This is a genomic window from Arcobacter sp. 15-2 (assembly GCF_047159865.1).
In the GTDB taxonomy this organism is placed as follows: Bacteria; Campylobacterota; Campylobacteria; order Campylobacterales; family Arcobacteraceae; genus JAIOSF01.
In genome coordinates this window covers 19,056-45,237 of record NZ_AP038804.1, presented here as the reverse complement: position 1 = coordinate 45,237, position 26,182 = coordinate 19,056, and the positions used below count along the sequence as shown (strand labels likewise).

Below are 26,182 nucleotides of genomic sequence, written 5' to 3'. Positions count from 1 at the left end.
TTTAAAAATTTAACTTTTTCAACACATCATCAATCGCATCAAACTCATCTGCAACATTTACTATAGCTTTTTTATCTACAACTTCAAACATCGGCATAAATATTTTTATATCAGCACTAGCACGAGTGATGGCTACATACGCTAGTCTATATTTTTCTTCATCACTTATATATCTGTTATCTGAAAGTGAAAAAAGGTCTATATAGGCTATATCATGAGTGCTACCCTGTAGTTTATGTATGGTTGATGAGTGTACATATTGTACATCGGCAAACATATCTCTTACAGCATAAAAAGTTTGCCATAGCTCTTTTTTTCTTGGGTGTTGGGCTCGTTTTGCTGAACTCACTATCGATTTTAGTTTATCGTTAAATACTTTGATACTAGTAGGTTCTAGCACTCGAAATATTTGTTGTTCCATTGCACCCACATCTCTACACTCCCAGTAGTTTATATCTAAGGTTTCATGGTACTTCATAATTGCACTTGCTAGTTCTACAACTTGACCATTGTGATACAGTGAGATGTCATTTACACTATATGCTTCTCTAAATCGTATCGTATCACCTCTTAAAAAAGTAGGAGGATTAAATACTTGTCTTTGTTCCCAAAATTTAGTACGGATAAGTTTGTTAAAAGAATCTACATCGCTATTTTTGTATGTTGCTATGATTTTGTCTTCATGATACCACTTTTCATTTTTATAAAAGTCTGCTAAAAAATCTCTATGGTTATTAAAAAAAGTTAACTCTTCAGTATAATTTTCACTAAAAAACTGTTTGAGTGGAATGAAATTTTTACTTTGGATACTCTCTCGTAGTTTTGTAGCAATATTGATAATATAACTATCTTTTGCTTGTCGTACCACTTCTGTAAGTGAAAACCTATTCTTGAGTTTATATATTTGGTTTTCACTATTATCTACAGGCAATAACTGAAAAGGATCACCTATAAAAAAGACAAAGTTTACTCTTTCTTCTTCAATAGCTTCTTGAATATAATGAAACAGTTCAGAGCCTATCATGGAGCTTTCATCTACTATTAAAATAGAAGCACTATCGTGAGTTTTTTTAGTTTTGTCTACTTTAAAAGTTTCAATACCCTTATCAAAATCTCGAAAAGGTTTAATACCCAAAAAAGAGTGAATAGTCTTACAGCTAGCTTGTATTTTATTTTTTCGTAACATCTCAGAGATAACACCCACAGCCTTATGTGTAGGTGCAGTTATAGTAAAACTAAAATCGGTATCTTTTTTATCACGAAAATATTTTGCAAGTTGTGAAGTAAGAAAAGTTTTACCAGTACCTGCTGCTCCTGTAAGAGAAAGCATATAATCAGAAATATCATCTGATTTTAAAATACTTTTTACTCTTTGGTCTATGAGTGTTGTGATATTGTTAAACACCTCTTGTTGATGAGATGTTAATTGTGGAGCTGTTTTATTTTGCTCTAAAGGTGTAGTTTGTTTTATTAGTTCATTCATATATTTATTTTGTCCACTTTTGTAGTTAAGTTATATAAGAAAACAAATACCACATCTATCTCTCATTTTAGCATGTATTTTATCATAATTTTTGTGATATTTATATTTAGAGAAGATATGATTTATTTCTATTATCTTAAATAACTATCTTTATTTTCCTATCCATCGATACTCCATGATAAAGTTTGATTTGCAAATAGTGGAACAACACACTCATCCTTATAAGTGTATTCAGCTGGTACTACAAAATCTTTTTTTATGAGTTTTATGCTTTTTTGAATAGGTTTTAATCCATAGATTTTTTGTGCATTTAAACTTACAAAAGCATTTAAATTATCTAGTTGTCCATACTCTTCAAAAAGTTGCGTGAGTGTTTGTATAGCTATAGAAGAAGAAAATATTCCAGCAGCACCGTCGTTACACTCTTTTGTCTCTTTCCTATGAGGTGCTGAGTCTGAACCAAACATCACTTTTGGATGTGCATTTAAAGCTAGCTCTTGTAAAGCTAGTTTATCTTCTGGTCTTTTAACTATTGGTTTACAAAATACATGAGGATTTAGCATTCCACCTGCTACATCATCAAAAGTTAACATCAAATGATGAACAGTAAGTGTTGCATAAAGATTGTCATATTTTTTAAGTAAATTGATTGATTCTTTACTTGAAATATGTTCCATAATTATTTTTAAATTTGGGAAATTAATAGCTAATGATTCATAAATAGGTAAAAATTCTTTTTCTCTATCCATCACAAAACCTTGTGTTTCTCCATGTACGCATACTGGAATTCCAAGCTTAGACATCGATTCAAGAGTAGGTCTTAAAACTTCTACATCCATAGAAGACACTCCTGTTTCAGAATTTGTTGTTACTCCAAAAGGGTATAGTTTAACTGCAATTATCTCGTCTTTTATATCTTTTAAAAATTCATAAGAATAATCTACTTGAAAAAATATTGTTACAAGAGGTTCAAATTCATCATCTTTACAGGCATCATTTATTCTTTGTTTATATTTAAGTAGAGCCTCTTTTGTTGTAATAGGGGGAAGTAAATTTGGCATTATTAGTGCCCCTGAAAAATACTTTGAAGTAAAAGGGGCGACAAGCTTTAACATATTATCATCTCTTAAGTGAAGATGCATATCTAGTGGTGAGTTTATTATAAAGTTTTTCATATTATTTTAATCCTTTTCAAATTACGATTTAGTCGCATAATTTATTTGAAATGATATCTAAATGCAACTTAGTTGCAAAAAAAGAATAGAAAACTTAAATTATTTTTCTACGAGTCATTCATATCCTTTATTTATAGTTAAAAAAGATATTATTTTATATGAAAAATAAATCTATCACTTTTAAAACAATTTTTAATCTTATTCTTTCCCAACGCCCAGCGCTTATTTGGGGACAACTTATCACACTTTTAGCCATAGCTGTAAGTATCCCTATACCTTTGATGTTACCTGTTATGGTGGATGAAGTACTTCTAAACAAACCATCATTTATAGTAAATACCATAGATGATTTTTTTGGTACTGGAGATGTTTTTTATTATATAGCGATTGCTACTGCTGTAGTTATATTTTTGCGTGTATTTCACTTTTTGTTAAATGCAGTTATAACTAAGATATTTACCTCAATAGCAAAGTTTGTAACTTTTGAGATACGAAAAAAACTTTTGACACATCTTCAAAAAGTATGTATGAATGAATATGAGACTTTGGGAAGTGGTGCGATATCTTCAAACTTAGTGACAGATGTAAATACTTTAGATAGTTTTATCATCACGAGTGCTAGTAAATTTATCTCTTCTGTATTAACGCTTTTTGCTGTATCTATTGTAATTATTTTAATTCATCCTATTCTTGGGATTATGATTATTGTGATACAACCTCTTATCATGTTTTTATCAAAAAAAATAGCTCGATATACTGGAAGTTTAAAAAAAGATGAAAATCAAGCTATAGAAGAGTTTCAAAATAATCTAGGGGAAACTTTAGAGTTATTTGGGCAAATAAAAGCAAGCAATAAGGAGCAGTATTTTTTTGATGAATCTATATCTAAAGCACACAATATCCAAAAAACATCAAATGAATACAGCTATAAAAGTGTCGCGTATGAGAGATTTTCTTTTACTATATTTTTGGTAGCTTTTGAACTCCTTCGTGCTAGTGGACTATTGATGGTGGCGTATAGTGATTTAAGTATCGGTATGATGTTTGCTATGTTTGGATATATTTGGTTTATGATGACACCAGTTCAAAATATCTTAAGTATGCAGTACACTTATGCAAGTGCAAAAAGTGCTCTAAAAAGAATCAATAAAATCTTAGAATTAACAGTAGAAAATAATGGAGAGGTAACTCTTGATAAAATAAAAGAATTAGATATCACATTGGAAAATGTGAGCTTTTCTTATAACGCAGATAAAATTATTTTAGATAATATCAGCTTAGAAATCAAAGCAAAACAGCATATAGCACTTATAGGAGCAAGTGGAAGTGGAAAGACGACACTTGCACAAGTTGTAGCAGTATTTTACGAGAAAGATACGGGAATAATAAAGTATAATAATGAAGAGATTGAAAGTATAGATAGATCATCTTTACGAAACAATATCTTTTTAGTACTGCAAATGCCAATATTATTTAATAATACTTTACGATTTAATATCACTATGGGAAATGAAAACATAAGTGATGCTGAGATTTATAGAGCCTTAGAAATAGCACAGTTTAAAGATGTTGTTTTGGATATGAAAGATGGACTTGATACCATTGTAGGTCGTCATGGTATAAGGCTTTCAGGAGGTCAAAGACAAAGGATATCCATCGCTCGTATGATTATCGCCGATCCTAGTGTAGTGATATTTGATGAGTCTACATCTGCTTTAGATGTACATACAGAAACAAAGCTATTTAAAGCTCTAGAACCTATCTTAAAAGATAAAACAGTCATCACTATAGCGCATAGGCTAAGTACAGTTCAAAATGCAGATACGATATATGTACTAGATGGTGGTAAGATTGTAGAGCAGGGAAGTCATGATGAACTAGAAGACCAAGATGGACATTATAATCAGTTTATAAAAAATCAGTTGATTTAGAATATATAACTTTTAAGTTAGTTTATTTTAGTAAAATATATAAAAAAGGGAAGAGATGTTGCAAACAGTTCCAGCTCAAGAAAATACCGTTTTGTATGTAGAAGATGATGATATTGCAAGAGAAAATGGTATAGAATATTTAGAAAACTACTTTGACACTATTTATGATGCTTCGAATGGATTGGAAGCATTAGCTTTATATGATAAACATAAACCAAATATTATTATCACAGATATTGAAATGCCAAAGCTCAATGGCTTGGAGTTTGTACAAAAAATTAGGGAAAAAGATAATACAACCCAAATTATAATTACAACAGCATATAGTCACAAAGAATACCTTTTTCGTGCTATTGAGCTTAAACTTGTGAAGTATTTAGTCAAACCAATCAATCAAAAAGAGTTTGATAAAGCGATTGAACTTTGTATCTCAAATAGACAAAAAGATTTTTCTAATATTGTTACTATATCAAATACTACAACATTTGATCTATATAATAAAACATTGATAGAAAATGGTGAAATTATAAAACTAAGAACAAAAGAGCTTGAACTATTGTCTCTTTTAATAGAAAATAAAATGCGTTTTGTGACATATCAGGAGATAGAACATACAATATGGTCAGATTCTGTTATGACTAAAGACGCTTTAAAAACAGTGATTAAAAACTTAAAAGCTAAACTTCCTTTGAAATCTATATCTAATTTATCAGGCACTGGATATAAAATTGAACTATGACTTAACAACTATATTAGCCTATGGTATAACTTTTGGTATATTGATTATGACCATTATTTATACTCTTATAAGGTTTATCGCTTCAAAAGAGATCATCTATATCTCTTATTGTTTTATGCAGGTGTTTTCTTTAGGATATATACTGTTTTATAGTCAACTATTTTATACAAATCTTATAGTTCAGGATATATTTTTAGTCTTTGCTTCCTTTAGCGCTATAGTCTTTGCACTTTCTTTTTATGAAGGAAAATTTTTCCCTCCACTTACAAATGTTAAGGAGTTAATTGTAAATACTATTTTGCTAAATATAGTTATTTTAACCTCATTTTATCACTATGTATTATTTGAATATTTACCTTATACAATTATATATGCCATACTATTTTTATCGGTAATTTTTAATATCAAAGATGGATTTAAACCAACTATTGTTTATGTTATTGGATGGTCTGTATTGTGTTTTTTACTTTTTATTTTTGAATTTAAACAGATTTATGTTGATCAGCAGTATCTAGATATTGTATTACTAGCTTTTGCTATTGAGGCTATATTATTTACTATCTCTGTATCATATAAATATGGCAGCTTAAAACAACAAACAAAAAGTTATGAAGATATGCTACTCCAACAATCAAAAATGGCTCAAAGTGGTGAGATGATTGCCAATATAACACATCAGTTTCGACAACCATTAAATAATATTTCGTATATTTTGATCAATATTAAAAAACGATTTGAAAAAAAGAAACTTGAAGAGAGTTATTTTACTAATAAGGTGACACAAATTGATGAGCAACTTCAGTTTTTATCTACAACAATAGATCACTTTAAAGAGTTTTATACTCCCTCAAAACAAAAAGAAAATTTTCTTATCAAAGAGGCTATAGATAGTAGTATCACAGTTTTAAGTGCTGAATTAAAGAAACGAAATATCATTTTAAACACAAAATATAATGTAAATGAAGATATAAATATAAAAGGGATAAAAAATGAACTATCTCAAGTGATTCTTGCTATTTTAACAAATGCTTCAGATGCTTTAAAAGATATAGAAAGTCCTTTTATCAATATCCAAATTGATGCAAGTGATGCAGAGATTATCATATCTATTTCAAACAATGGAAAACACATAGATAAAAGAGATATAAATAAAATATTTGAACCATATTTCTCTACAAAAAAAGATGGCACAGGAATAGGGTTATATCTATCAAAATTGATTATAAATCGAAGTTTTGATGGTGAACTAAAAGTTGAAAATATAAAAGATGGTGTGCAGTTTTCACTTATGTTTGACAAGACAGTTTGATGTAGAGGTTTAGTCCTCTACATCATTTTCTTTTACTTCTAAAGGAGTATTTTTAATCTCTATGATTTTATTGATCGCTTTTCGGATATAGAAATCTTTGTATTTCCCTTGTGTGATTGTTTTGATATTAATTTTTTCAAATCTATCTATTTTGTGATTACTTAAAAGAGCATTTATCATTCTTTCAATAAACTCTTCATTCACATCATCTGGAGTTTCAATATTTTCAGAGAGTTCATCTAAAAATATTTGGTAGTATCTATCATTTTTTACTTGATTTAATAAATAAATTAAAAACATAGGTAACTGTACCATTTTTTCTTGCCATCTATTTAATACAATCTCATGTATGATTTTGATAGATTCCTCTTCATCAAATTCTATAGCAAAAAGTATTTGCTCTACCATAGTTTTTGAATGATCAAAATTTATAGTTATATTTGTATCATTTAGAGTAAATTCTTCATCTAAAAAAGCTTTTAAGAAGATAGAGGGATTGTCTTTAATACATATTCTTAATAGTCTCTTAGCCTTTTTTTTATCATTTCTAGCTTTCTCTCTTAATGCTCTATTTTTTTCATATCCTGTGTCATTAAAATACTCTGCAAATGGGAAATATGATAGTCTCAAAAATTTTAGCACTTCAGTATTTGTAAAAATTGTTTCTATATCAAGCGATTTTTCTATAAAATATGAACCTAAATATTCATTGTTTGAAACAAAACAAAAACCTAGCGTATTGTTTGGAATATCTATTGTATTTGAATAGGCTTGAGGTGTATTTGTATGTAGTTTATATTCCTTATCAAGGGTAATAAGAGTTAAAGTAGAGTCTTCATTCTCATTAGCATGTAAAGTTACGACAGAACTATTTTCATCATAATTTTTTACGATTCCATTTATTGAGATACTACAAAATGTATTCCATCGTATATCATCATATATTTTTTTTACACTTGATATCTCTTCTTCATAGTAAGGATAGTTTTTAAGATAAAATGGCTTGTTTACCTCAAATCTATCAAATATAGTTGCTTTGTCTCTTAAAATTTGAGTTTTTAATTCTGGTTGTTTTACAAAATCTTCATGACAAGAGGTGATGATAATTTGTTTTTGTGCTATATCAAATTGCGTAAGTTTATTTGATGATTTTAAGAGTTCTAAGTTATCATCTTTATCTCTTAAAAAAGTTCTATATTTAGGATTAGCTGTTTTTTCTATCAATGTTACATTGAGTTGTTTTGTAAAAACTTTATCGTTGATTTTTATCTTTAATGTATTTTTTCTATTTAATAAAATATCAAAAGTCAAATCCATATCATAAGTAAATTCATCAATAGAGTCTAAATCATATACACAGCCACCTGTGTATGTCCATCGTACTATGGAGATATTTTCTTGTATAGGAATAAGCTCGTCAGTTTGTCTTGCGCTTATTGCAATTTTGTTATATTTGAGCTTATATTGTATAGGTTCATCAAATGATAAAAAATCACTCATCGCATAAAGTTCAAGATTATTTAACCACAATGGTGCTTTAATTTGTTCATTGAAATTCAGAGAAAATTGAAACTCATCACCATCATCAGCTTCAAAATTTGAATCTTGTGTGATATTTGTTATAAGGTGGACATACCCTTCAAAATATTCTGAAATATTATCTTCATCTGTATTTACTTCAAAATCAGAATCAATAAGAATAGAATAAACCTTCTTTTCATCTAATTTTCTGTTATGATCACAGTGCCATCTACCATCTTCATCAAATATTAGAATATCATGATTGAAATCAAATAAAACAAAATCTTCCATATATACTGCTTCAGTTAACTTGTCTTTTATCTCTATTTTTACTTTGTAGTTTTCTGGTTCTTTTATCGATATAGAGTTTTCTAAAAAAAATTTATTTGTATTTTCATCTTTTAATAATTTTGATTTGAGTTCTCCATCTATAAAAATGTCATAATTGTTATCATAAAGATCTAAAGAGTAGAAATCACCTCCATTTAAAGTAAACTCTAGTTCATCGTTTTTGTATTGTACACTTTCTAAAAAGAGATCTGATTTTATATCATCTCTACTAATAAGTGGACTATGTAATGATACTTTAGAAGAGCTAAGTAAATCTTCTAAATTAAAATCTTTAAACCACACATTTTCTTTGAGATGATTGATTGTGATATCTTTTGTAAGTAAACTTTGAGAATATTGCTGGATGATTTTCCAACCGCTAAAAAATGTATCAGAAAAATTTTCATGGGTTCTATCTGTTAATTCATTTATAATAGAATTTTTCGAATTGGAAGTAAGCCAATAGTTTATGTTTGTAAATCTATTTAAAATACCCATTTGTAAAAGTAAAGTATCTGTTGGTTTTCCATTGTCATAACCATCTCTAAGATTGAATCTTATGATCGCTTCTAAAATAGCTTGATTAAGATAACTATTTGGTTCACTATCATCAAAATAATTATCTACAAAAAAAGTATTATTATCCTCTTCAAATTCCATTAGTGCGTCTTCTATACCAACCCAAAAGCTATTATATGATAATTCATATCGTAGTGTTGCGACAAATGTTAAAAAAAATAGTCCCAATGCTTCTTTTGGTGAAACATTTAATTTTGTTACTTCTTCTAAATCCATATCATTGATTGTATCTGGTGTAAAGTTTATAGTAAATAATGTTTCTTGAATCTCTTCTTGTATCTCTTTGATATCTAATTCAACTATTGATCTCTTTTTTTGTTTTAAACTTTCTACTCTTTGTATAATCTCAATGATAGTTTCTTGAAACATTTTCTTCCTTATTTTGATTGCATATTTTTTTTGGAAGGGGATTTTATCCACAATTGCCTTTAAAGATACACGGTAAATAAAAAAATAGTGAAAATTATATTAAAAATAATTAATTATTATATTTAATCGTGTTTTTATTCTTTATTAAAAAAGTCGTGATTAAAATTTTTAGGATATTGAGTATATAATGTCATTAAAATAGATAAGTAATCTTGAGTAAAATATAGGAGAATAACATGGTCCAAAAAGAATTATCAGCATTAGAAGTATTAAAAGCTTCAAGAAACCCACTAAAAGTAATAGAAGATATTTATAAAGAAGCCGAAGAGGGTATCCCTTTAAAAGAGGAATATATCGGTTTGTTAAAATGGTATGGTATGTATCCTCACATCAATAAAGATGAAACAGAAGATAAAAAATACTTTATGAAAAGAATTAAAATCGTTGATGCAAAACTAAACCTAGAGCAATTAGCAGTTTTAGCTAAAATAGGTCAAGAGTACGCACAAGGTCTTGTAGATTTAACAAATAGACAAAATGTACAGTTTCACTTTATAGAAATAAAAGATATGCCAGCAATTTTAGAGCTTCTTGACTCTGTAGGATTAACTTCAAGAATGGCATCAGGAGATGGACCACGACCTATTATGACTTCACCAGTTGCAGGAATGGCAGCAGATGAGATATATGATGCCTCATATTTGGTAAAAGAGGTAGATACATATTTTGATCAAAATGATGATAGATTTTGTAACTTCCCACGAAAATATAAAGTAGGAATCTCAGGATGTGGAAGACACACAGCTTCTCATGAGGTACAAGATGTAGCTTTTACAGCATTTAAAACTGAAGATGGTGAAGTATTATTTGACCTTACTGTTGGTGGTGGTTTATCTAAGTCTAAACAAATAGCATACAGAGCAAACAGATATGTAAAAGAAAATCAAGTAAAAGATGTAACTGTAGCCTGTGCTGAAATCTTTAGAGATAATGGAAATAGAGCAAACAGAAACAAAGCAAGAGTAAGACACTTAGTAAATGAGTGGGGACTTGAAAAATTTGTAGATGCTATTGAAGAAAAAATTGGATATAAACTACAAGAGGGACTAGTAGAGCCAAAAATTACACCTTTTGAAAATAGAAATCACTTTGGTATCCATGAAGCAAAACAAGAAAACGAATCATTCGTAGGTTTTGCTACAAACTCAGGGAGAATAGCAGGGGAAGATTTCCAAGCTATAAGTGATATTTGTAATAAATACAATGTGAAAGGTTTCGCACTAACTTCTACTCAAAACTTCATCATCTATGGTGTACCTACACAAGATGTACAAGCTCTTGCAGATGAGATAGATGCATTAGGTTATCCTTATGAACCTAGCCCATTTAGAGCAAGATTACAGTCATGTACAGGGATACAGTTTTGTAAGTTTGGTATCACTGAAACAAAAGAGTTTGCTAAAAAAGTAGTTACACAACTAGAAGAGAACCATCCAGACTTTGAAGAAAACCTTATTATGGCAATATCAGGATGTGGAAACGGATGTTCTCATCCACAGATTTCAGATATAGGATTTATTGGTACTAAAGTGCGAGATGAAGATGGAAATAGAGTAGAGGGGTATGATGTACATTTAGGTGGACAACTACATGGTGAAAAAGGGAGTAGATTTGCACACAAAACGGGTGTAAAAGTAACTGCTACAAACCTTGTAGATTTCGTAGGAAAACTAATATCTTCATACGGTGAAGACAATTTAGGTCAGACTTCATTTAAAGAGTATTTAAATGTGGTGGAGTTGGAGAAGTAATATTCCCTTTATAAAAAATAACGATAAAAAGAGAAGTTTAAATACTTCTCTTTTCACTGCTATTAATTCTTACTTTACAGCATCATTTCTAGGATAGATAAAAGAGAGTTCTCTTTTTATTTTTAGTTCTGGATTTTCTTTTGTTGAAATATTCATATTTATTTTCAATACAGTTACTTTTGTATCTGACAAATCCAATCGTGTTTTGGAACCAACTATTAAGATAAATTTTGACTCTTTATTTGGTTTGATACTTTTAGTTTTAAATCTCTTTACAAAAAATCTATCATCATCAAGACTAAGGTTATAACTATAAGGTTTATTTTGATTATTTCTAATAGTTAAAACATAGTTGTTTGTTACAATTCCCCCATCTTTGATGTTGTAAAGTTTTGTAGTTTTATTGAGTTGTGCTAGTATTGGCTCTTGCTTTTGAGCATATCCTATTGTAAATAGTATTGATAATACAATTGCAACTACATACATAATATTCTTTTGTGTAAAAAACTTTGTATTAATTTTATTTAAAACACTATTTGTACTTCCCCAGTTGATTAATGATTTTTTACCAAGTTTTCCCATAACTGTAGTACACGCATCAGAACACTCTAAACAGTTGATACACTCAAACTGAAAACCTTTTCGTATATCTATATGAGTAGGACATACTTTTACACACGCTTCACAAGTGGTACACTCTTCGTTATTTGACCACTCTTTGATATTAAAGATAGATTTTTCACCTTTAGTATAAATATCTCCACCTCTATTTGTATCATAAACTACTTGTTTTGTGTCATCATCATATAAAACAGATTGTACTCTTGAGTAAGGACAAACATATTGACAGAAGTTTTCTTTCATCACTAAAATATCAAATACTAAAAATCCTGCGATACTTAAAATGAAAATTATCATAAAAATATGTTCAGATGGATTTTGCATATATACAAAGAAATCTTCACTTGCTACAAAATATAAAATAAAGTTTGTTGAGATAATAATCGAGATGACACTCCATAAAGTTATAGCTACAACTTTTTTAAACAGATTCATAGGTTTTGAAAAGTCGGCAAACTTTTGTTTATTTTTGATTCGTGTGAGATCGAGCATAGTACCTTCGATAAGATCACGATAGATAACTCTAAATATTGTTTGAGGACAGGCCCATCCACACCAAACTCTACCGAACATTGATGTAACAGCAAATATACCTATAAATAAAAGCATAAGTAAAAATGGCATGATGAATAACTCATTTACATTAAAAGCATATCCAATAAAATGAAACTGTAATCTCTCGAAAGATAAAAGTAGAAGATGATTTCCATCGATAGTGATAAATGGTACACCCATGATGAAAACTGTGATTAAAAAATATGTCAAATATCTTTTTTGTGCATAACTCATAATAGTTCCTTAATTTAATTTAAGAAACTATAATATTTAAAAGTGTTCTTTTGGTGGTATGTTCAAAAAAATTGAAAATACCTTTTTATTTGTGTTGAAATATAAGTTCACTAACGCAATTACTAGCTAACTCATTTTCTATAATAATATGTTGTATACCTAAATTTACTAGCTCTTCTTTTTGATCACTTGTATGTATTTTTGCAATAATTTTATGAATTGATACATATTTTTTTAATGTTTCACATACACCATACAGTTTTTTCGGATTATCAATAGCAACAATGATGTATTGGGCTTGTGCTATATTGACACTTTTCAAAATCTCTTTGTTTGTTGCATTTCCAAATACTATAGGTTCATCCATAGCTTTTGCACGATGGTATATTTCGATATTGTTTTCAATTGAGATATAAAGTTGCCCATTGTCTTTTAAAGTGTGTGCTATATTTCGTCCAAATTCTCCAAAACCTAAAATAACTGTATGCCCTTCAATAGGAGATGAATTGACCTCTAAAGGCTCTTCATTATTATTTTTTGTAAAAAAATCTACAATACTTGATAGATTTTTTAAAATAATAGGGGTAATTATCATAGAAAAGACAATTGTTACAATCATCACCTGACCATACGGAGGACCAATCAGTGAATTTGAACGAGCAAGCTCTAAAAGTGCAAGTGAAAACTCTCCAACTTGAACTAAACTTAATGCTGTTTTAATAGAGATTCTTTTACTTTCGTTAACTCTAACAATTGAAAAAATAATAATAAATTTCAATACCATAACAGCAATTAATAAAGCAAATATGATAAAAATATATTCATATATGATATCAAATTGTATTTGCATCCCTACTGTAATAAAAAATATTCCTAGTAATATATCTCTAAATGGAATAAGATCAGCTTCGGCTTGATGTTTATATTTTGTTTCTGCAATCAACATACCAGCTATAAATGCACCTAGAGAGAAAGAAAATCCTAAAGCATGTGCTAAATAAGAAGCTCCAATTGCTAAAAAAAGGATAGTTCCGACAAAAAGTTCATCTGAATTAGTTTTTACAATTTGATCAAAAAATGGCTCTAAAAGGTATTTCCCAATTATCCAAAGCAATGCTAGTAAAACTACTGCACTTATAGCCATTCTTATTATTAATTCTGATACTTCACTATTGTCATTACTTAAAAAACCAATAACTAATAAAATAGGAATAACTGCAATATCTTGCATAATCAAAATTCCTAAACTTCTTTGGCCATATCTTTTATTTATTTCGCCTGTTTCATTAAATGTTTTTAAAACAATAGCTGTAGAAGATAATGCAATAGCTAAAGAGATAATAAATGAAACCTGCTGTTCAATGTCAAATATGTAATAAGCCATAAGATATACAATAGCTGCTGTAATTACAATTTGTAAAGTTCCTGTTACAAATACTTCATTTTTCATTCTTTTGAGATGTTCAATAGAAAATTCAAGACCAATTGTAAACATTAAAAAAACAACACCAAACTCTGCAATCTCTTGTAAAGTATGGTTATTAACAGCACTATGCAATCCAAATGTATAGGCGATAATTGTTCCTGTAATTATATAACCTATAATGGTAGGAAGATGAATCTTTTTTAAAATAACATTAAGCACTAGTGAAATGAAAAGGGTAAAAACTATAATTGCTAATAAATCCATTATATATTCTCACTTTTTTCTTTTGGTATTTTTAATATAAATAAGACACCTATAGTACCTGCAATAAATGAGGCTACAAAAATTCCTAGTTTTACAGCATCTATCATAGCTGCATCTAAAAATGCTAGTTGTGTTATAAAAATTGACATAGTAAATCCAATACCACCTAAAAAACCTACAGCAATGATCTCAGCCCAACTTAAATTATCGGGTTTTTTTACTATGTTAAGCTTTGTTGCAAGATATGTAAATCCAAAAATACCTATAGGCTTTCCTATTATTAATCCCAGTACAACACCTAAAACTATCATCAAATGTTCAGAAACAGCGCCAAAGTTTAAAACTACTCCGGCATTCGAAAATGCAAATAAAGGCATAATAAAAAATGCAGAAAAACCGTGGAGTTGATGCTCAAGTTTTAGAAGTGGATTTTGTACTTTATCATAATTGTGTGCAATTCTATCAAGTGCCTCAATTTGAGAATGATTTAAAGTAGCTTTGTTATCTATATTATTTTCAAACTCCTGTAATGATGTTTGAGTGTAGTCAATAAATTTTTTCTCATCTACTTTAGATGATATAGGGATCGCAAAAGCTAATAATACACCTGCAATAGTTGCATGAATACCAATAGAATGTACAAATATCCACAATGCAATACCTGCAAGTAAATAAGGGATAAGTGAAGTTACTTTTTTGTAGTTCAGTATCCAAATAAACGCATAAACGATTCCCGCATGTAAAAAGTATTCTGTATGGATTTCACTTGTATAAACTGTTGCAACAATTAATACAGCTCCTAAGTCATCAACAACAGCAAGTGCTACTAAAAAAAGTTTTAAAGCAGGATTTACTCTTTTTCCTAAAAGCATCAATATTCCTAGCGCAAAAGCAATATCTGTTGCCATTGGTATACCAAAACCAAGAGGATTAGTAGGATTTAATCCGATATAAACTAAAGCAGGTATAGCCATCCCTCCAATTGCAGCAATAATGGGAAAACTTGCTTTTGAAACAGATGATAATTCACCTATTAAAAGTTCTCTTTTAATTTCTAGTCCAACCATAAGGAAAAAAAGTGCCATCAATCCATCATCGATCCAATGTGTTAAATCCATTGATATTGTATGATTGCCAAGAGTAACCCCAAGTGGTGTGTTCCATAAATCAAAATAGACTGAACTCAATGCAGAGTTTGCAATCATAACAGCAGCAAGTGTGGCAATAAATAAAAGAACCCCACTAAATGATTCATCTTTTATAAATCTGTGTATTGTCCGAAGTCGGTCTGTCATTAGCTATATTCCTTGTAATAAATTACATTATTTTATTCAGATAAGTTTAAATCTTGCTGTGGTAGTAAAAGTAATCGATAATGAGTGTTGAATCTTCGCTTGTTTATAAATGAATCTCATGTTAAAATAATATAAATAATTAATATTCAAAGGGAAAAAAATGTTACATAAATTTAAAAAATGGTTTCCAAAAATAAAAAAGTCTGCTTGGGTTGCAAGTAGTGCTGATGTTATTGGTAATGTAAAATTAGGAAAAGATAGCTCTATTTGGTTTGGATGTGTTGTTCGAGGTGATGTTAATAAAATTAGAATAGGGAAAAGAACTAATATTCAAGACCTTTCTATGATTCATGTAACACACGAAGAACCAGAAGCAAATATGAACGGGAATGCTACAATTATTGGAGATGATGTAACTGTTGGTCATAAAGTTATGCTTCATGGCTGTACAATTGAAAATAATTGTTTAATAGGAATGAGTGCTACTATTTTGGATGGAGCTGTTATTGGTGAAGGGAGTATTGTTGGTGCAAATTCACTTGTAACAGCAAATAAAACTTTTCCACCAAAAAGTCTTATTATGGGAAGCCCAGCAACAGTTGTGAAAACTCTTGATGAGTCAAATGTTATAGCATTGAAAAATCATGCTTTGTTATATGTAGATTATAAAAATGACTATTTAAACCCTTAAATATTATAGGGAAAACTAGTTTTTCCCTATAATATAAAAAATATTTTTATTATTAAGTTGTTTAAGTTCTACTTGGTACTTTTTACTCCAGTGTTCAACTACTTCTAAAAATTCCTTTTCAATCTCTTTAACACCTTGTTCATCACATTTTATTTTAAAATATGATTCTTTATTTGATAATCCAACATATGCATTCATATGTTTTAGTTTATCATTTAAGCTAATTATATGTTTTGAAAAACTATCAAAATTTTTCGTATTGTTAATATTTATTTCTATTTGCTTTAAGCTAGCTTCTGTTTTTCCTATTTCTAGTTGAGATGCTATTACTTCAGGTGTTATTTCTAAATTCATGTATTTAATTCCCTTATATTTTAATATTAAAAGTTTAGTTTAGCTAAAATTACCAAAAAATAAAATAGGATATCTATGAAAATTATACCATTATTTCAAAAGCTTTTACAATACAAATCTATAACTCCTGATGATGCAGGAATATATGATTTTATCGATGAATATTTAGGGGATACTTGGCAATGTATAAAATTAGATATAGAAGATGTAACAAATAGATTTTATTATAAAAAGTTTACTGAAAGTGAAGAACATCTTTGTTTTGCAGGACATGTAGATGTTGTACCTACAGGTGAGGGATGGAGCGTTGATCCTTTTGCTGCTGAAGTTATAGATGGAGTTATAACAGCAAGAGGTGCACAAGATATGAAAAGTGGTGTTGCTAGTTTTTTATATGCGTGTAAAAACGCTACAAATTTTAATGGAACTTTATCTATTTTACTTACTTCTGATGAAGAGGGTGAAGGAACTTATGGCACTATTAAAGTTTTGGAGTATTTAAAAGAAAAAAACTTTTTACCTAGTTCTGCTATAGTTGCTGAGCCAACATGTGAAGAGGTATTTGGCGATGCCATCAAAGTAGGACGAAGAGGAAGTATCAATGGTTATTTAGAGGTAAAAGGAAAACAAGGACATGCTGCATATCCTGAAAAAGCTATAAATCCAGTACATTTAGTATCCCCAATTCTTCCTCAAGTTGCAGGATACAATTTAGATAATGGAGATGAGTTTTTTTCACCTAGTAAATTTATCATAACAGATATACGATCGGGTATGGAAGTAACAAATGTAACACCAAATAAACTCAATATGATGTTTAATGTTAGAAACTCTACAAAAACAAATCAAGAATCTATTACAAAATTTATAGCAGAAAAATTTCAAGATTTAGATTATACTTTACGATTAACCCAAGGTTCGTATCCTTTTGTAACGAATGAAGATACAAAAGTAGTAAAAGTGATGCAAAACAGTATTCAATCAATTTGTAATATGAACACAAAGTTAAGTACAGCAGGTGGTACGAGCGATGCAAGATTATTTGGGCAGTTTAAAATTCCTACAGTTGAATTTGGTGTGAAAAATGACACAATTCATGCTATAAATGAAAGAACAACAGTAAAAGAGGTTGAAAAATTAGCAGAGGTATTTGAAAATATTATAAAGACTTGGTAAGGTTATATATTATCAATAGCCTCTTGTACTTTAAGGGCTTGGTGATGTTCTTTTACATCATGGCACCTTACGAGTGAAGCTCCTCTTCTTACACTATCTAAATGAATAGCCAGTGTTCCACTTAATCTTTCGTTGATAGATGATGGTGTGATTTTATCAATCATCGATTTTCTACTAGCAGCAATAAGAATTTCACAATCTAAGTCTAAAAATGAATCCATATTTTTTAGAAGTGATAAATTATGTTCAAGTGATTTTCCAAAACCAATTCCAACATCTAGTATAATATTTTTTATACCAAATTGTGTAGCTTTTTGTATTTGTTTTGTAAAAAACTGATGTACTTCTGAAACTACATCCTTATATGTTGGATTTACTTGCATATTTTGAGGTTCTCCTTGCATATGCATAATGATGACCGTTGCATTATATTTTGCAGTGATTTTTACCACTTCATCATTTTGTAACCCTGTAATATCATTGACTATGGTAAAACCAGATTTTAAAGCATATTCTATAACTTTTGGTGTATAACTATCTATACTCAAAGTAACTTTTTCATAAATCTTTTCTTTGAAAATAAGATCACAAATTGGTTTGATTCTTTGTAACTCTTCATCTTGTGAAATTGGAAGGCTACCAGGTTTTGTTGAAACTCCACCTATATCAATGATTTGTGCACCATCTTGTATCAGTGAGTTTATTTTTTCTATTGCATCTAAACCTTTGAAGCGACTACCTTCATAAAAACTATCATTGTTTGCATTGATGATACCCATTATTTTTGTAGTGGTTAGATTATCTTGTTGCATATTATCTTTTTACCATTAAATTTAAAAGTAGAGTTGTTAAGACATTTAAAGGTCGTGAATTGAGTTCTAAAAGTTTCATAGCAGTACTAAAACTATGAAGTTGTTTTTGTGTTAATTGTATATTATGTTTATTGATAGAGTAGATGATAGATTCTACTACATTTTTTGCATCATTTTTAGAAATTCGCTGATTTTCTTTAAGATATTTATATATATCCTTAAGTTCTAGTTTTTTGATATCTAGAGTAAACTCTTCGACTATTTTTTTTGTTTTATTGTAGTTTACTTGTACTCGTGAAAGAATAGTTGGTAATATAGAATTTTTAGATATTGTAATAATAATAAATACAATATTTCTTGGAGGTTCTTCTAAAACTTTTAGAAGAGAGTTTTGGGCTTCTACTCGAAAACTTTCTCCACATAAAAAAATATATTTTCTTTCATTATCCGCGATATATGCTTCTTTGATCGCTTTTTGTGCTTGTAAAAGCTGAAATTCCTGTTTCCCTTCCTCTTCATTTTTGATAATTCTTATTGCGTGTTTAGGAAGTTTTGAAGTTATCTCTTGCAAAGATTTTTCTATATCATTTACAATGAATAGTGTTGAAGTTTTTATCATTTTACTTTTATTTTTCTATATCAATTTGTGCAAATAATACTGCTTCAAGGGTTTTATTGAAAAGTCTATACATATTTAAAAGTCTTATATCCAGTGCTGGATCGTTACTATCAAGATAGAAGCTATTTGATAACTCTTCATCCATAAGCCAAAGAAGAGGTTGCTTTGACATTTTTGCTAAGTTTGCTCGCATACTTTGACTTTTCCCTATATACCAAAAAAAGTAACCATTTGGGAAAGAGTTTTGAAGCATATCATGAATAAGTTGAATATCATTTTCAGTTTTAATATCATCAATATTTGAATGAAATGAATCAAAAGAGTAAAAAGGTAAATATGGCCGTGCTAATTTTTTTTTGTTAATATTTGATAAAATATAATGTTTGAACCATTCATAATCGTTATCAGTAATAATTAAAACTGATTTATTTTTATCAATAATATTTGAAACTGCTTTTGTCGTCAAAGGAACCCAGTCAAACTTTCGTTCCTCTAACCATGGACCAAGAAGTTTATCTTCTCGAATTGTTTCAATAGTCCAATTTATAAATTCTTGTGCCAATAGTTATACCTTATAAATCAAGCTGATAAGCATCGTGTAAAGATCTTACTGCTAATTCAGCATACTTCTCATCAATAATCATAGAAATTTTAATTTCACTTGTACTGATAATATTGATATTAATATTATCTTTTGCCATTGCTGTAAATGCTTTTGAAGCAACGCCTGTGTGAGATTTCATCCCTACACCTACAATTGAAACTTTACAAATAGAATCATTATAGTCGATTTTGTCACTGTCTGCTTCAAAAGCTACCATTACATTTTTAGTTTTTTCTAGATCTGTTGTAGGAACTGTAAAATCCAAGTTTGTAGTATTGTCCAATCCTCTTGTTTGTACAATCATATCAACATTGATATTTGCATCGGCAAGTGCTGTAAATATTGATGATGCAATACCTGGTTTATCAACAACTCCGTACATTCCAACTCTTATTTGATTTTTGTCCAATGCGATACCACTTACTACTGGTGCTTCCATAATATTTTCTTCCTTTGTTATTAATGTTCCTTCTACTTCTGGTGTAAAAGAGCTTCTTGATACTAAATTTACATTTAATTTTTTTGCCATCTCTACTGATCTGTTTTGTAAAACTTTTGCTCCAAGTGAAGCTAGTTCTAACATCTCATCATAAGAAATTTTGTCTAGTTTTTTTGCTTTTGGTTCAATTCTAGGATCTGTAGTATAGATACCATCAACATCTGTGTATATCTCACAAACATCTGCTTCTAATGCACCTGCTAGCGCAACAGCTGTCAAATCGCTTCCACCACGACCAAGAGTTGTTACTCGTCCATTTTCTGCACTTACCCCTTGAAAACCAGCTACAATGATAATTTTTCCATCTTTTATAGTTTTTTGCATATGTTTAGTTTCGATATCTTCTATTCTTGCATAAGTATGTTCATCGGTTGTTCTTATACCTGCTTCTCTACCACTCATTGAAGTTGTTGGATAACCTTGTTCGTTTAAAGTGATTGATAATAATGCAGAAGTAACTCGCTCACCTGAGCTTAAGAGCATATCCATCTCTCGCTCATCGGGAGTTTTACTATAATTATTTGCATATTCTATTAGTTTATTTGTTTCACCACTCATAGCACTTACAACAGCAACGATATCATGACCTTGATCTCTAAATTTTTTTATTATTTGTGAAACATTTTGTATTCTTTCTAAAGTACCTACACTAGTACCACCAAATTTTAATACTTTTAACATTATCTCTTTTTCTCCATTTTTAAATATAACCTTCTTGCTTAAAATATTTTAATACTTTTTTATAAACTGTTCTTTTAAAAAATGTTATATAATCATTTAATTTTTCTGTTTTTACAAACTTGTATTGACTAAATTCAGGGATTTCAGTATCAATATCAATTTTTGCACCTTTATGTAGTTTTACCAAAAAGTATTTTTGCGTTTGCCCATCAAACGGTGCCATTCTTGATGCCACTGATGGTGGAAAATCATAACTAACCCATTCTGGAAATTCAGCAATAATATCGACTTTATTTGTACCTATCTCTTCTTCTAATTCTCTAAATAAGGCTTCATTAGGTGTTTCACCTTCATCAATACCACCTTGTGGAAATTGCCAAGCATCTTCTACATCGATTCTTGAAGCAATGAAGATTTCACATTTTGCTGGATATGATGAAGATAAAACAATAGCTGCTACATTTGGTCTGTATTTTTTCGTTTTATCTTCCATGAATTGTTTGCCTTGTGATTGTATATAATATAAAGTGGATATTATCTAATTGATACTTTAAAATTCCTTTTATATTTTGTAAAATACTGGATAATATAATAAAAATGTATATAACAAAAAATAGAAGTAAACTTTTCAAATAAAACATAAAGTTAATAGTGATATGATACGAAAATATTATAATACTAGAGGAAAAAATGCTTTTATATATCCATATACCATTTTGTGACAGCAAATGTTTTTATTGTGCTTTTAATTCATATACGAGTTTACATAGTTTACGAGATGATTACATGGAGGCTTTAAAAATACAGCTAAAAGATGAACTCAAGAAAAATGCAAAAAAAATAGAAACTATTTTTATAGGTGGTGGAACACCAAGTACAATAAAAGCATCAAAATATAAAGAAGTGATGGAAATAGTACAGCCATATTTAATAGATGATTCAGAGATAACTATAGAAGCTAATCCTAATTCTGCTTCAAAAGAATGGTTACAAGAGATATTTGAAATTGGCATAAATCGTATTAGTTTTGGAGTTCAAAGTTTCGATGATAAAAAGCTAAAATTTTTAGGAAGAAATCATAATAAATCGCAAGCAATTGCTGCAATCAATCATGCAAAAGAGGTTGGTTTCGAAAATGTAAATTGTGATATTATCTATGATACACAATTGGATAATAAGGAATTACTACAGAATGATTTAAGTATTATAAAGAATCTTCCAGTAAATCACATAAGTGCATATAGTTTAATTATAGAAGAGGGTACGAAGTTTTTTGAGAAAAAAAATGTACAATTTGAAAATGAAGAATTAGCTAGATTTTTGTTTGAGCAATTTTCAAAATTGGGTTTTTCACAGTATGAAATTTCTAATTTTGCAAAGGGTGAAAATGCACGAAGTAAACACAATCTTGGCTACTGGCAATACAAAGAATATCTGGGAATCGGAAGTGGGGCTGTTGGTTGTCTAAATAATGAACGATTATATACTCAAAACGATGTTCATAAATATATTGAAAATCCTTTAAAGTATGTTGAGATAGAAAAATTAAATAATGAAGATATTTTAGTAGAAAAAGTTTTACTTGGGTTTAGAAGTGTTGTTGGAGTTGATGTGGGTTTATTTAATCAAGATGCAAAAAGTAAAATTGATTTACTAATTGATGCAAAAAAACTTATTTTTGAAAATAATAGAGTTTATGCAGCAGACTTTATGCTTGCAGATGAATTGTCACTATATTTAGATATATAAAATTTTAATCTTATTTCGATATAATCCGTTTATAATAAATAAATTATTTTGGAGAAAAATTTGAGCACAAATACACAACAAAAAAATGTAAAAAAAGTAGTTTTAGCTTATAGTGGTGGACTTGATACAAGTATCATATTAAAATGGTTACAAGAAGAATATAAAGCAGAAGTGATCACTTTTACAGCTGATTTAGGTCAGGGTGAAGAGGTTGAACCAGCAAGACAAAAAGCTCTTGAAAATGGCATCAAACCTGAAAATATTTTTATTTTAGATATTCAAGAAGAGTTTGTTAAAGACTATGTATTTCCTATGTTTAGAGCAAATGCTATTTATGAAGGTGAATACTTACTAGGTACATCTATTGCTAGACCTCTTATTGCTAAAAAACAAATTGAAATTGCACATAAAATGGGAGCAGATGCTGTTTCTCATGGTGCTACAGGAAAAGGAAATGACCAAGTTAGATTTGAACTTGGATATTTAGGATTAAATCCAGATATTACAGTTATTGCTCCTTGGAGAGAATGGGATCTTAACTCAAGGGAAAAACTTTTAGCATATGCTAAATCTCATGGTATCGAAATAGATAAAAAACATGTTGATGAAAATGGTAATCCTGTAGTGAGTCCATATTCAATGGATGCAAACCTTTTACATATTTCTTATGAAGGTTTACATCTAGAAAATCCAAATGCAGAACCTGAAGATAATATGTGGTTATGGACTAATTCTCCAGAAGAAGCACCAGATACACCTGAGTATATTACAATTGGATATAAAAATGGAGACCCTATCTCTATCAATGGAGAAGCATTATCTCCAGCAAAATTACTTAAAAAATTAAATGATTATGGAAATACTCATGGTATTGGTAGAATTGATATTGTTGAAAATAGATATGTTGGTATGAAAGCTCGTGGTTGTTATGAAACTCCAGGTGGAACTATTATGTTAAAAGCTCATAGAGCAATTGAGTCTATTTGTTTAGATAGAGAAGAAGCACATATGAAAGATGGGATGATTGCTAAATATGCAGAACTTATCTATAATGGTTTTTGGTTCTCTCCAGAACGAGAGATGATGCAAGCTGCTATTGATAAAACACAAGAACATGTAGAGGGTGAAGTTAGATTAAAACTTTATAAAGGAAATGTTATTGTTGTTGGAAGAACATCTCCAAAAACATTATTTAGTGAAGCACATTCTACTTTTGAAGCTGATGATGTTTACAATCAAAAAGATGCTGAAGGGTTCATTCGATTGAACGCTCTTCGATTTATAATTGAAGGACACACAAGAGGTTCAAAAAAATAATTAAAAAGCTAAGGTTCAAACCTTAGCTTTTTTACTTTAAAATAGCTATTAATGAATAATTTTAAGAATAAATAATGAAGATAAACTATAATTACAGATAGAATAAGTTATAATATATTTATCAAGGGGTAAGTTATGATAAATAAGTTAAGAGTATCTACAAAAATAGTTGTACCAATATTTATAATTTTAGTTTTAAGTAGTATTGTTACTAATTATATTACTGCATCACATATGCAAAATCTTGTCAAAAATAGTGCAAAAGAGTCTTTAAATATGCTTACAGATTCTTTATTTTTAACTTTACGAAATGCTATGAATACAGGTGATCCTGCTATTATTCAAAAAGCGGAGCAAGATAGTCGTGATAATATCAAAGGATTATCAACGCTAACAGTTGCCAAAAGTCAAGGAACACTTGATCTTTATTCTCCTCAAGAACAATTCACAAAAGATAAAGATATTTTAAAATCATTTGCAACAAAAGAGGAGCAAGTTCTTGAGTTTTATGAAGGTGAGTCTCATTATTTTAGAGTTTTACGACCAATGATTGCTACTAGTGATTGTATTATGTGTCATGCAAATGAAAAAGAGGGTGATGTTATTGGTGTGATTGATTTGTCGTTTTCTCTTGATGAAGCTGATGTGGCAATTGAAAATACTCTTATTTATATATTGATTATATCGGTGTTATTTATAGCTTTAACTTTAATTGTTGTTTGGTTTGTGACTAAAAAGACAACAGATCCATTACAAAGTTTAAAAAATGAACTTTTAGAGTTTTTCTCATTTTTATCAAATGAAAAAGAGAGTATTGAGCCTTTTAATGTAAAATATATGGATGAAATAGGTGAAATTGTAACTTCTTTAAATGATAATATAGTAAAAGTAATTGAAGGAATAGATAAAAATACAAAAGCTATTAGTGTTAGTGCTACTACCTGTAGGCAAGCTTCTTTGGGTAATTTAGATGTTAGAATTAAAGCAGAAGCTGCAAATCCAGAAATCAATAATTTAATTTCAATAGTAAATGATTTATTAAGTTCAATGGAGCAAAATATAGATAAGACATTAGTTACACTAGATGAATATTCACACGATGAATACAGTAGCCGAGTAAAAGATAAAGATAATTTTGAAGGAAGTTTTAGAAACCTTTTTGATCAAGTTGATCTATTGGGAGAAACACTTACAAAATTGAGTGGACAAAACCTTAAAAATGGTAAAGCTTTACAACAAACAGCGAATGTTTTTTCTCATAATGTTAAACTTTTAAAAAGATCATCTAATGAACAATCAGCATTGTTAGATGAAACAACTGGTTCTATTGAAGATATTATGAATAATATTAAAAGTACAAGTAATAATAGTAAGAATATGGAATCAATCGCTAACGAAGTTACTAAATACTCTACAGATGGGCATCAATTAGCAGAAGAAACAGCTGCTGCTATGAATAATATTTATGGAAAAGTAGATGCTATCTTAGATTCAATTGATACTATTAAACAAATATCTTTTCAAACAAATATTTTATCACTAAATGCAGCAGTTGAAGCTGCAACAGCAGGTGAGGCAGGAAAAGGTTTTGCTGTTGTAGCACAAGAGGTACGAAATCTTGCGACAAGAAGTGCCGAAGCTTCTCAAAAAATCGAAGATTTAATAACAGTTGCATCTGATGAATCAAAAAGAGGAAGTGAAATAGCTCAAAATATGATTGAAGGATACAATTTACTTAATGAACGAATTAAATCGACAATAGAACTTATAGAGATAGTTTCAAATGACAATAATATTCAAATGATAAAAATAGAAAACATTAATGAAATAATCAAAAATGTAGATAAAAATGCAAATGAAAATGTTAAAATTGTAAATGAAACAAATATTGTTGCAAGGCAATCAGAAAAAATTGCATCAAATATAGTTGCAGATGCGGGATCGAAAAAATTTGTAGGGAAAGAAAATATCAAAATTAGAAAAAAAATAATAGATCCAGATTTTAAAGGGGTAGATAGAAGAGAAAAGATAGATTAAA

The 26,182-nt window shown here is 29.1% G+C and carries 21 protein-coding genes; 9 read left to right on the top strand and 12 right to left on the bottom strand.

The window, feature by feature from the left end; translation table 11 throughout:
- Position 1: 1 nt before the first annotated feature.
- Positions 2-1,483 carry an ATP-dependent DNA helicase gene (locus ACMCMH_RS00205; RefSeq protein WP_412725891.1) on the bottom strand — a complete coding sequence of 494 codons (1,482 nt, stop codon included), beginning with the start codon at positions 1,481-1,483 and terminating at the stop codon, positions 2-4.
- Positions 1,484-1,641: 158 nt separating this feature from the next.
- Complete coding sequence (gene pyrC, locus ACMCMH_RS00200; RefSeq protein WP_412725889.1) at positions 1,642-2,658, bottom strand: dihydroorotase; 1,017 nt, start codon at positions 2,656-2,658, stop codon at positions 1,642-1,644.
- Positions 2,659-2,816: 158 nt separating this feature from the next.
- On the opposite strand from pyrC, the gene ACMCMH_RS00195 reads away from it, so the two are divergent.
- From ACMCMH_RS00195 to ACMCMH_RS00185, 3 genes are read left to right on the top strand one after another with little or no spacing between them, the layout of a single operon-like run.
- The gene (locus ACMCMH_RS00195; RefSeq protein WP_412725887.1) at positions 2,817-4,589 is read left to right on the top strand and encodes an ABC transporter ATP-binding protein; all 1,773 of its coding nucleotides are present in this window, start codon (positions 2,817-2,819) and stop codon (positions 4,587-4,589) included.
- 55 nt (positions 4,590-4,644) lie between these two features.
- Positions 4,645-5,328, top strand: coding sequence for a response regulator (locus ACMCMH_RS00190; protein WP_412725885.1), 684 nt, complete (start codon positions 4,645-4,647; stop codon positions 5,326-5,328).
- On the top strand, positions 5,318-6,637 hold the full coding sequence (locus ACMCMH_RS00185; protein WP_412725883.1) for an ATP-binding protein: 1,320 nt from the start codon (positions 5,318-5,320) through the stop codon (positions 6,635-6,637). The genes ACMCMH_RS00190 and ACMCMH_RS00185 overlap by 11 nt, the downstream gene beginning before the upstream one ends.
- A gap of 9 nt (positions 6,638-6,646) precedes the next feature.
- Here the strand turns inward: ACMCMH_RS00185 and ACMCMH_RS00180 are convergent, their stop codons facing one another.
- Positions 6,647-9,436: a hypothetical protein gene (locus ACMCMH_RS00180; protein ID WP_412725881.1), complete on the bottom strand. Its 2,790-nt coding sequence runs from the start codon at positions 9,434-9,436 to the stop codon at positions 6,647-6,649.
- Positions 9,437-9,672: 236 nt separating this feature from the next.
- On the opposite strand from ACMCMH_RS00180, the gene ACMCMH_RS00175 reads away from it, so the two are divergent.
- Positions 9,673-11,247: a nitrite/sulfite reductase gene (locus ACMCMH_RS00175; protein WP_412725879.1), complete on the top strand. Its 1,575-nt coding sequence runs from the start codon at positions 9,673-9,675 to the stop codon at positions 11,245-11,247.
- A 69-nt stretch (positions 11,248-11,316) separates the two neighbouring features.
- On the opposite strand, the gene ccoG is transcribed toward ACMCMH_RS00175, so the two are convergent.
- From ccoG to nhaA, 3 genes are all read right to left on the bottom strand, one after another.
- Positions 11,317-12,657 carry a cytochrome c oxidase accessory protein CcoG gene (ccoG, locus tag ACMCMH_RS00170; protein ID WP_412725877.1) on the bottom strand — a complete coding sequence of 447 codons (1,341 nt, stop codon included), beginning with the start codon at positions 12,655-12,657 and terminating at the stop codon, positions 11,317-11,319.
- Positions 12,658-12,742: 85 nt separating this feature from the next.
- Complete coding sequence (locus ACMCMH_RS00165; RefSeq protein ID WP_412725875.1) at positions 12,743-14,347, bottom strand: cation:proton antiporter; 1,605 nt, start codon at positions 14,345-14,347, stop codon at positions 12,743-12,745.
- Positions 14,347-15,642 carry a Na+/H+ antiporter NhaA gene (gene nhaA, locus ACMCMH_RS00160; RefSeq protein WP_412725873.1) on the bottom strand — a complete coding sequence of 432 codons (1,296 nt, stop codon included), beginning with the start codon at positions 15,640-15,642 and terminating at the stop codon, positions 14,347-14,349. The genes ACMCMH_RS00165 and nhaA overlap by 1 nt, the downstream gene beginning before the upstream one ends.
- Positions 15,643-15,802: 160 nt before the next feature.
- Here nhaA and ACMCMH_RS00155 point away from each other — a divergent pair, with 160 nt between their 5' ends.
- Entirely contained in the window at positions 15,803-16,333 is a 531-nt protein-coding gene (locus tag ACMCMH_RS00155) for a gamma carbonic anhydrase family protein (RefSeq protein ID WP_412725871.1), read from the top strand.
- A gap of 15 nt (positions 16,334-16,348) precedes the next feature.
- On the opposite strand, the gene ACMCMH_RS00150 is transcribed toward ACMCMH_RS00155, so the two are convergent.
- Positions 16,349-16,687: a hypothetical protein gene (locus ACMCMH_RS00150; RefSeq protein WP_412725869.1), complete on the bottom strand. Its 339-nt coding sequence runs from the start codon at positions 16,685-16,687 to the stop codon at positions 16,349-16,351.
- Positions 16,688-16,762: 75 nt separating this feature from the next.
- On the opposite strand from ACMCMH_RS00150, the gene dapE reads away from it, so the two are divergent.
- Positions 16,763-17,863, top strand: a complete 1,101-nt coding sequence (gene dapE, locus ACMCMH_RS00145) for a succinyl-diaminopimelate desuccinylase (protein WP_412725867.1) — start codon at positions 16,763-16,765, stop codon at positions 17,861-17,863.
- Positions 17,864-17,865: 2 nt separating this feature from the next.
- Here dapE and folP read toward each other — a convergent pair whose 3' ends face one another.
- The 5 genes from folP to ACMCMH_RS00120 are packed head-to-tail and all read right to left on the bottom strand — an operon-like array spanning position 17,866 to position 21,571.
- Complete coding sequence (folP, locus tag ACMCMH_RS00140) at positions 17,866-18,675, bottom strand: dihydropteroate synthase (RefSeq protein ID WP_412725865.1); 810 nt, start codon at positions 18,673-18,675, stop codon at positions 17,866-17,868.
- Position 18,676: 1 nt separating this feature from the next.
- On the bottom strand, positions 18,677-19,294 hold the full coding sequence (locus ACMCMH_RS00135; protein WP_412725863.1) for a DNA polymerase III subunit delta': 618 nt from the start codon (positions 19,292-19,294) through the stop codon (positions 18,677-18,679).
- A gap of 7 nt (positions 19,295-19,301) precedes the next feature.
- Positions 19,302-19,856: a HobA family DNA replication regulator gene (locus ACMCMH_RS00130; RefSeq protein ID WP_412725861.1), complete on the bottom strand. Its 555-nt coding sequence runs from the start codon at positions 19,854-19,856 to the stop codon at positions 19,302-19,304.
- A 10-nt stretch (positions 19,857-19,866) separates the two neighbouring features.
- A complete protein-coding gene (locus tag ACMCMH_RS00125) occupies positions 19,867-21,078 on the bottom strand; it encodes an aspartate kinase (protein ID WP_412725859.1) in 1,212 nt (403 codons plus the stop codon).
- Between the two features lie 19 nt (positions 21,079-21,097).
- Entirely contained in the window at positions 21,098-21,571 is a 474-nt protein-coding gene (locus ACMCMH_RS00120; protein WP_412725857.1) for an RNA pyrophosphohydrolase, read from the bottom strand.
- Positions 21,572-21,768: 197 nt separating this feature from the next.
- On the opposite strand from ACMCMH_RS00120, the gene hemW reads away from it, so the two are divergent.
- From hemW to ACMCMH_RS00105, 3 genes are all read left to right on the top strand, one after another.
- Positions 21,769-22,827, top strand: a complete 1,059-nt coding sequence (gene hemW, locus ACMCMH_RS00115; RefSeq protein ID WP_412725855.1) for a radical SAM family heme chaperone HemW — start codon at positions 21,769-21,771, stop codon at positions 22,825-22,827.
- Positions 22,828-22,887: 60 nt separating this feature from the next.
- Entirely contained in the window at positions 22,888-24,144 is a 1,257-nt protein-coding gene (locus tag ACMCMH_RS00110; RefSeq protein WP_412725853.1) for an argininosuccinate synthase, read from the top strand.
- A 135-nt stretch (positions 24,145-24,279) separates the two neighbouring features.
- Positions 24,280-26,181, top strand: coding sequence for a methyl-accepting chemotaxis protein (locus tag ACMCMH_RS00105; RefSeq protein WP_412725851.1), 1,902 nt, complete (start codon positions 24,280-24,282; stop codon positions 26,179-26,181).
- Position 26,182 lies beyond the last annotated feature (1 nt).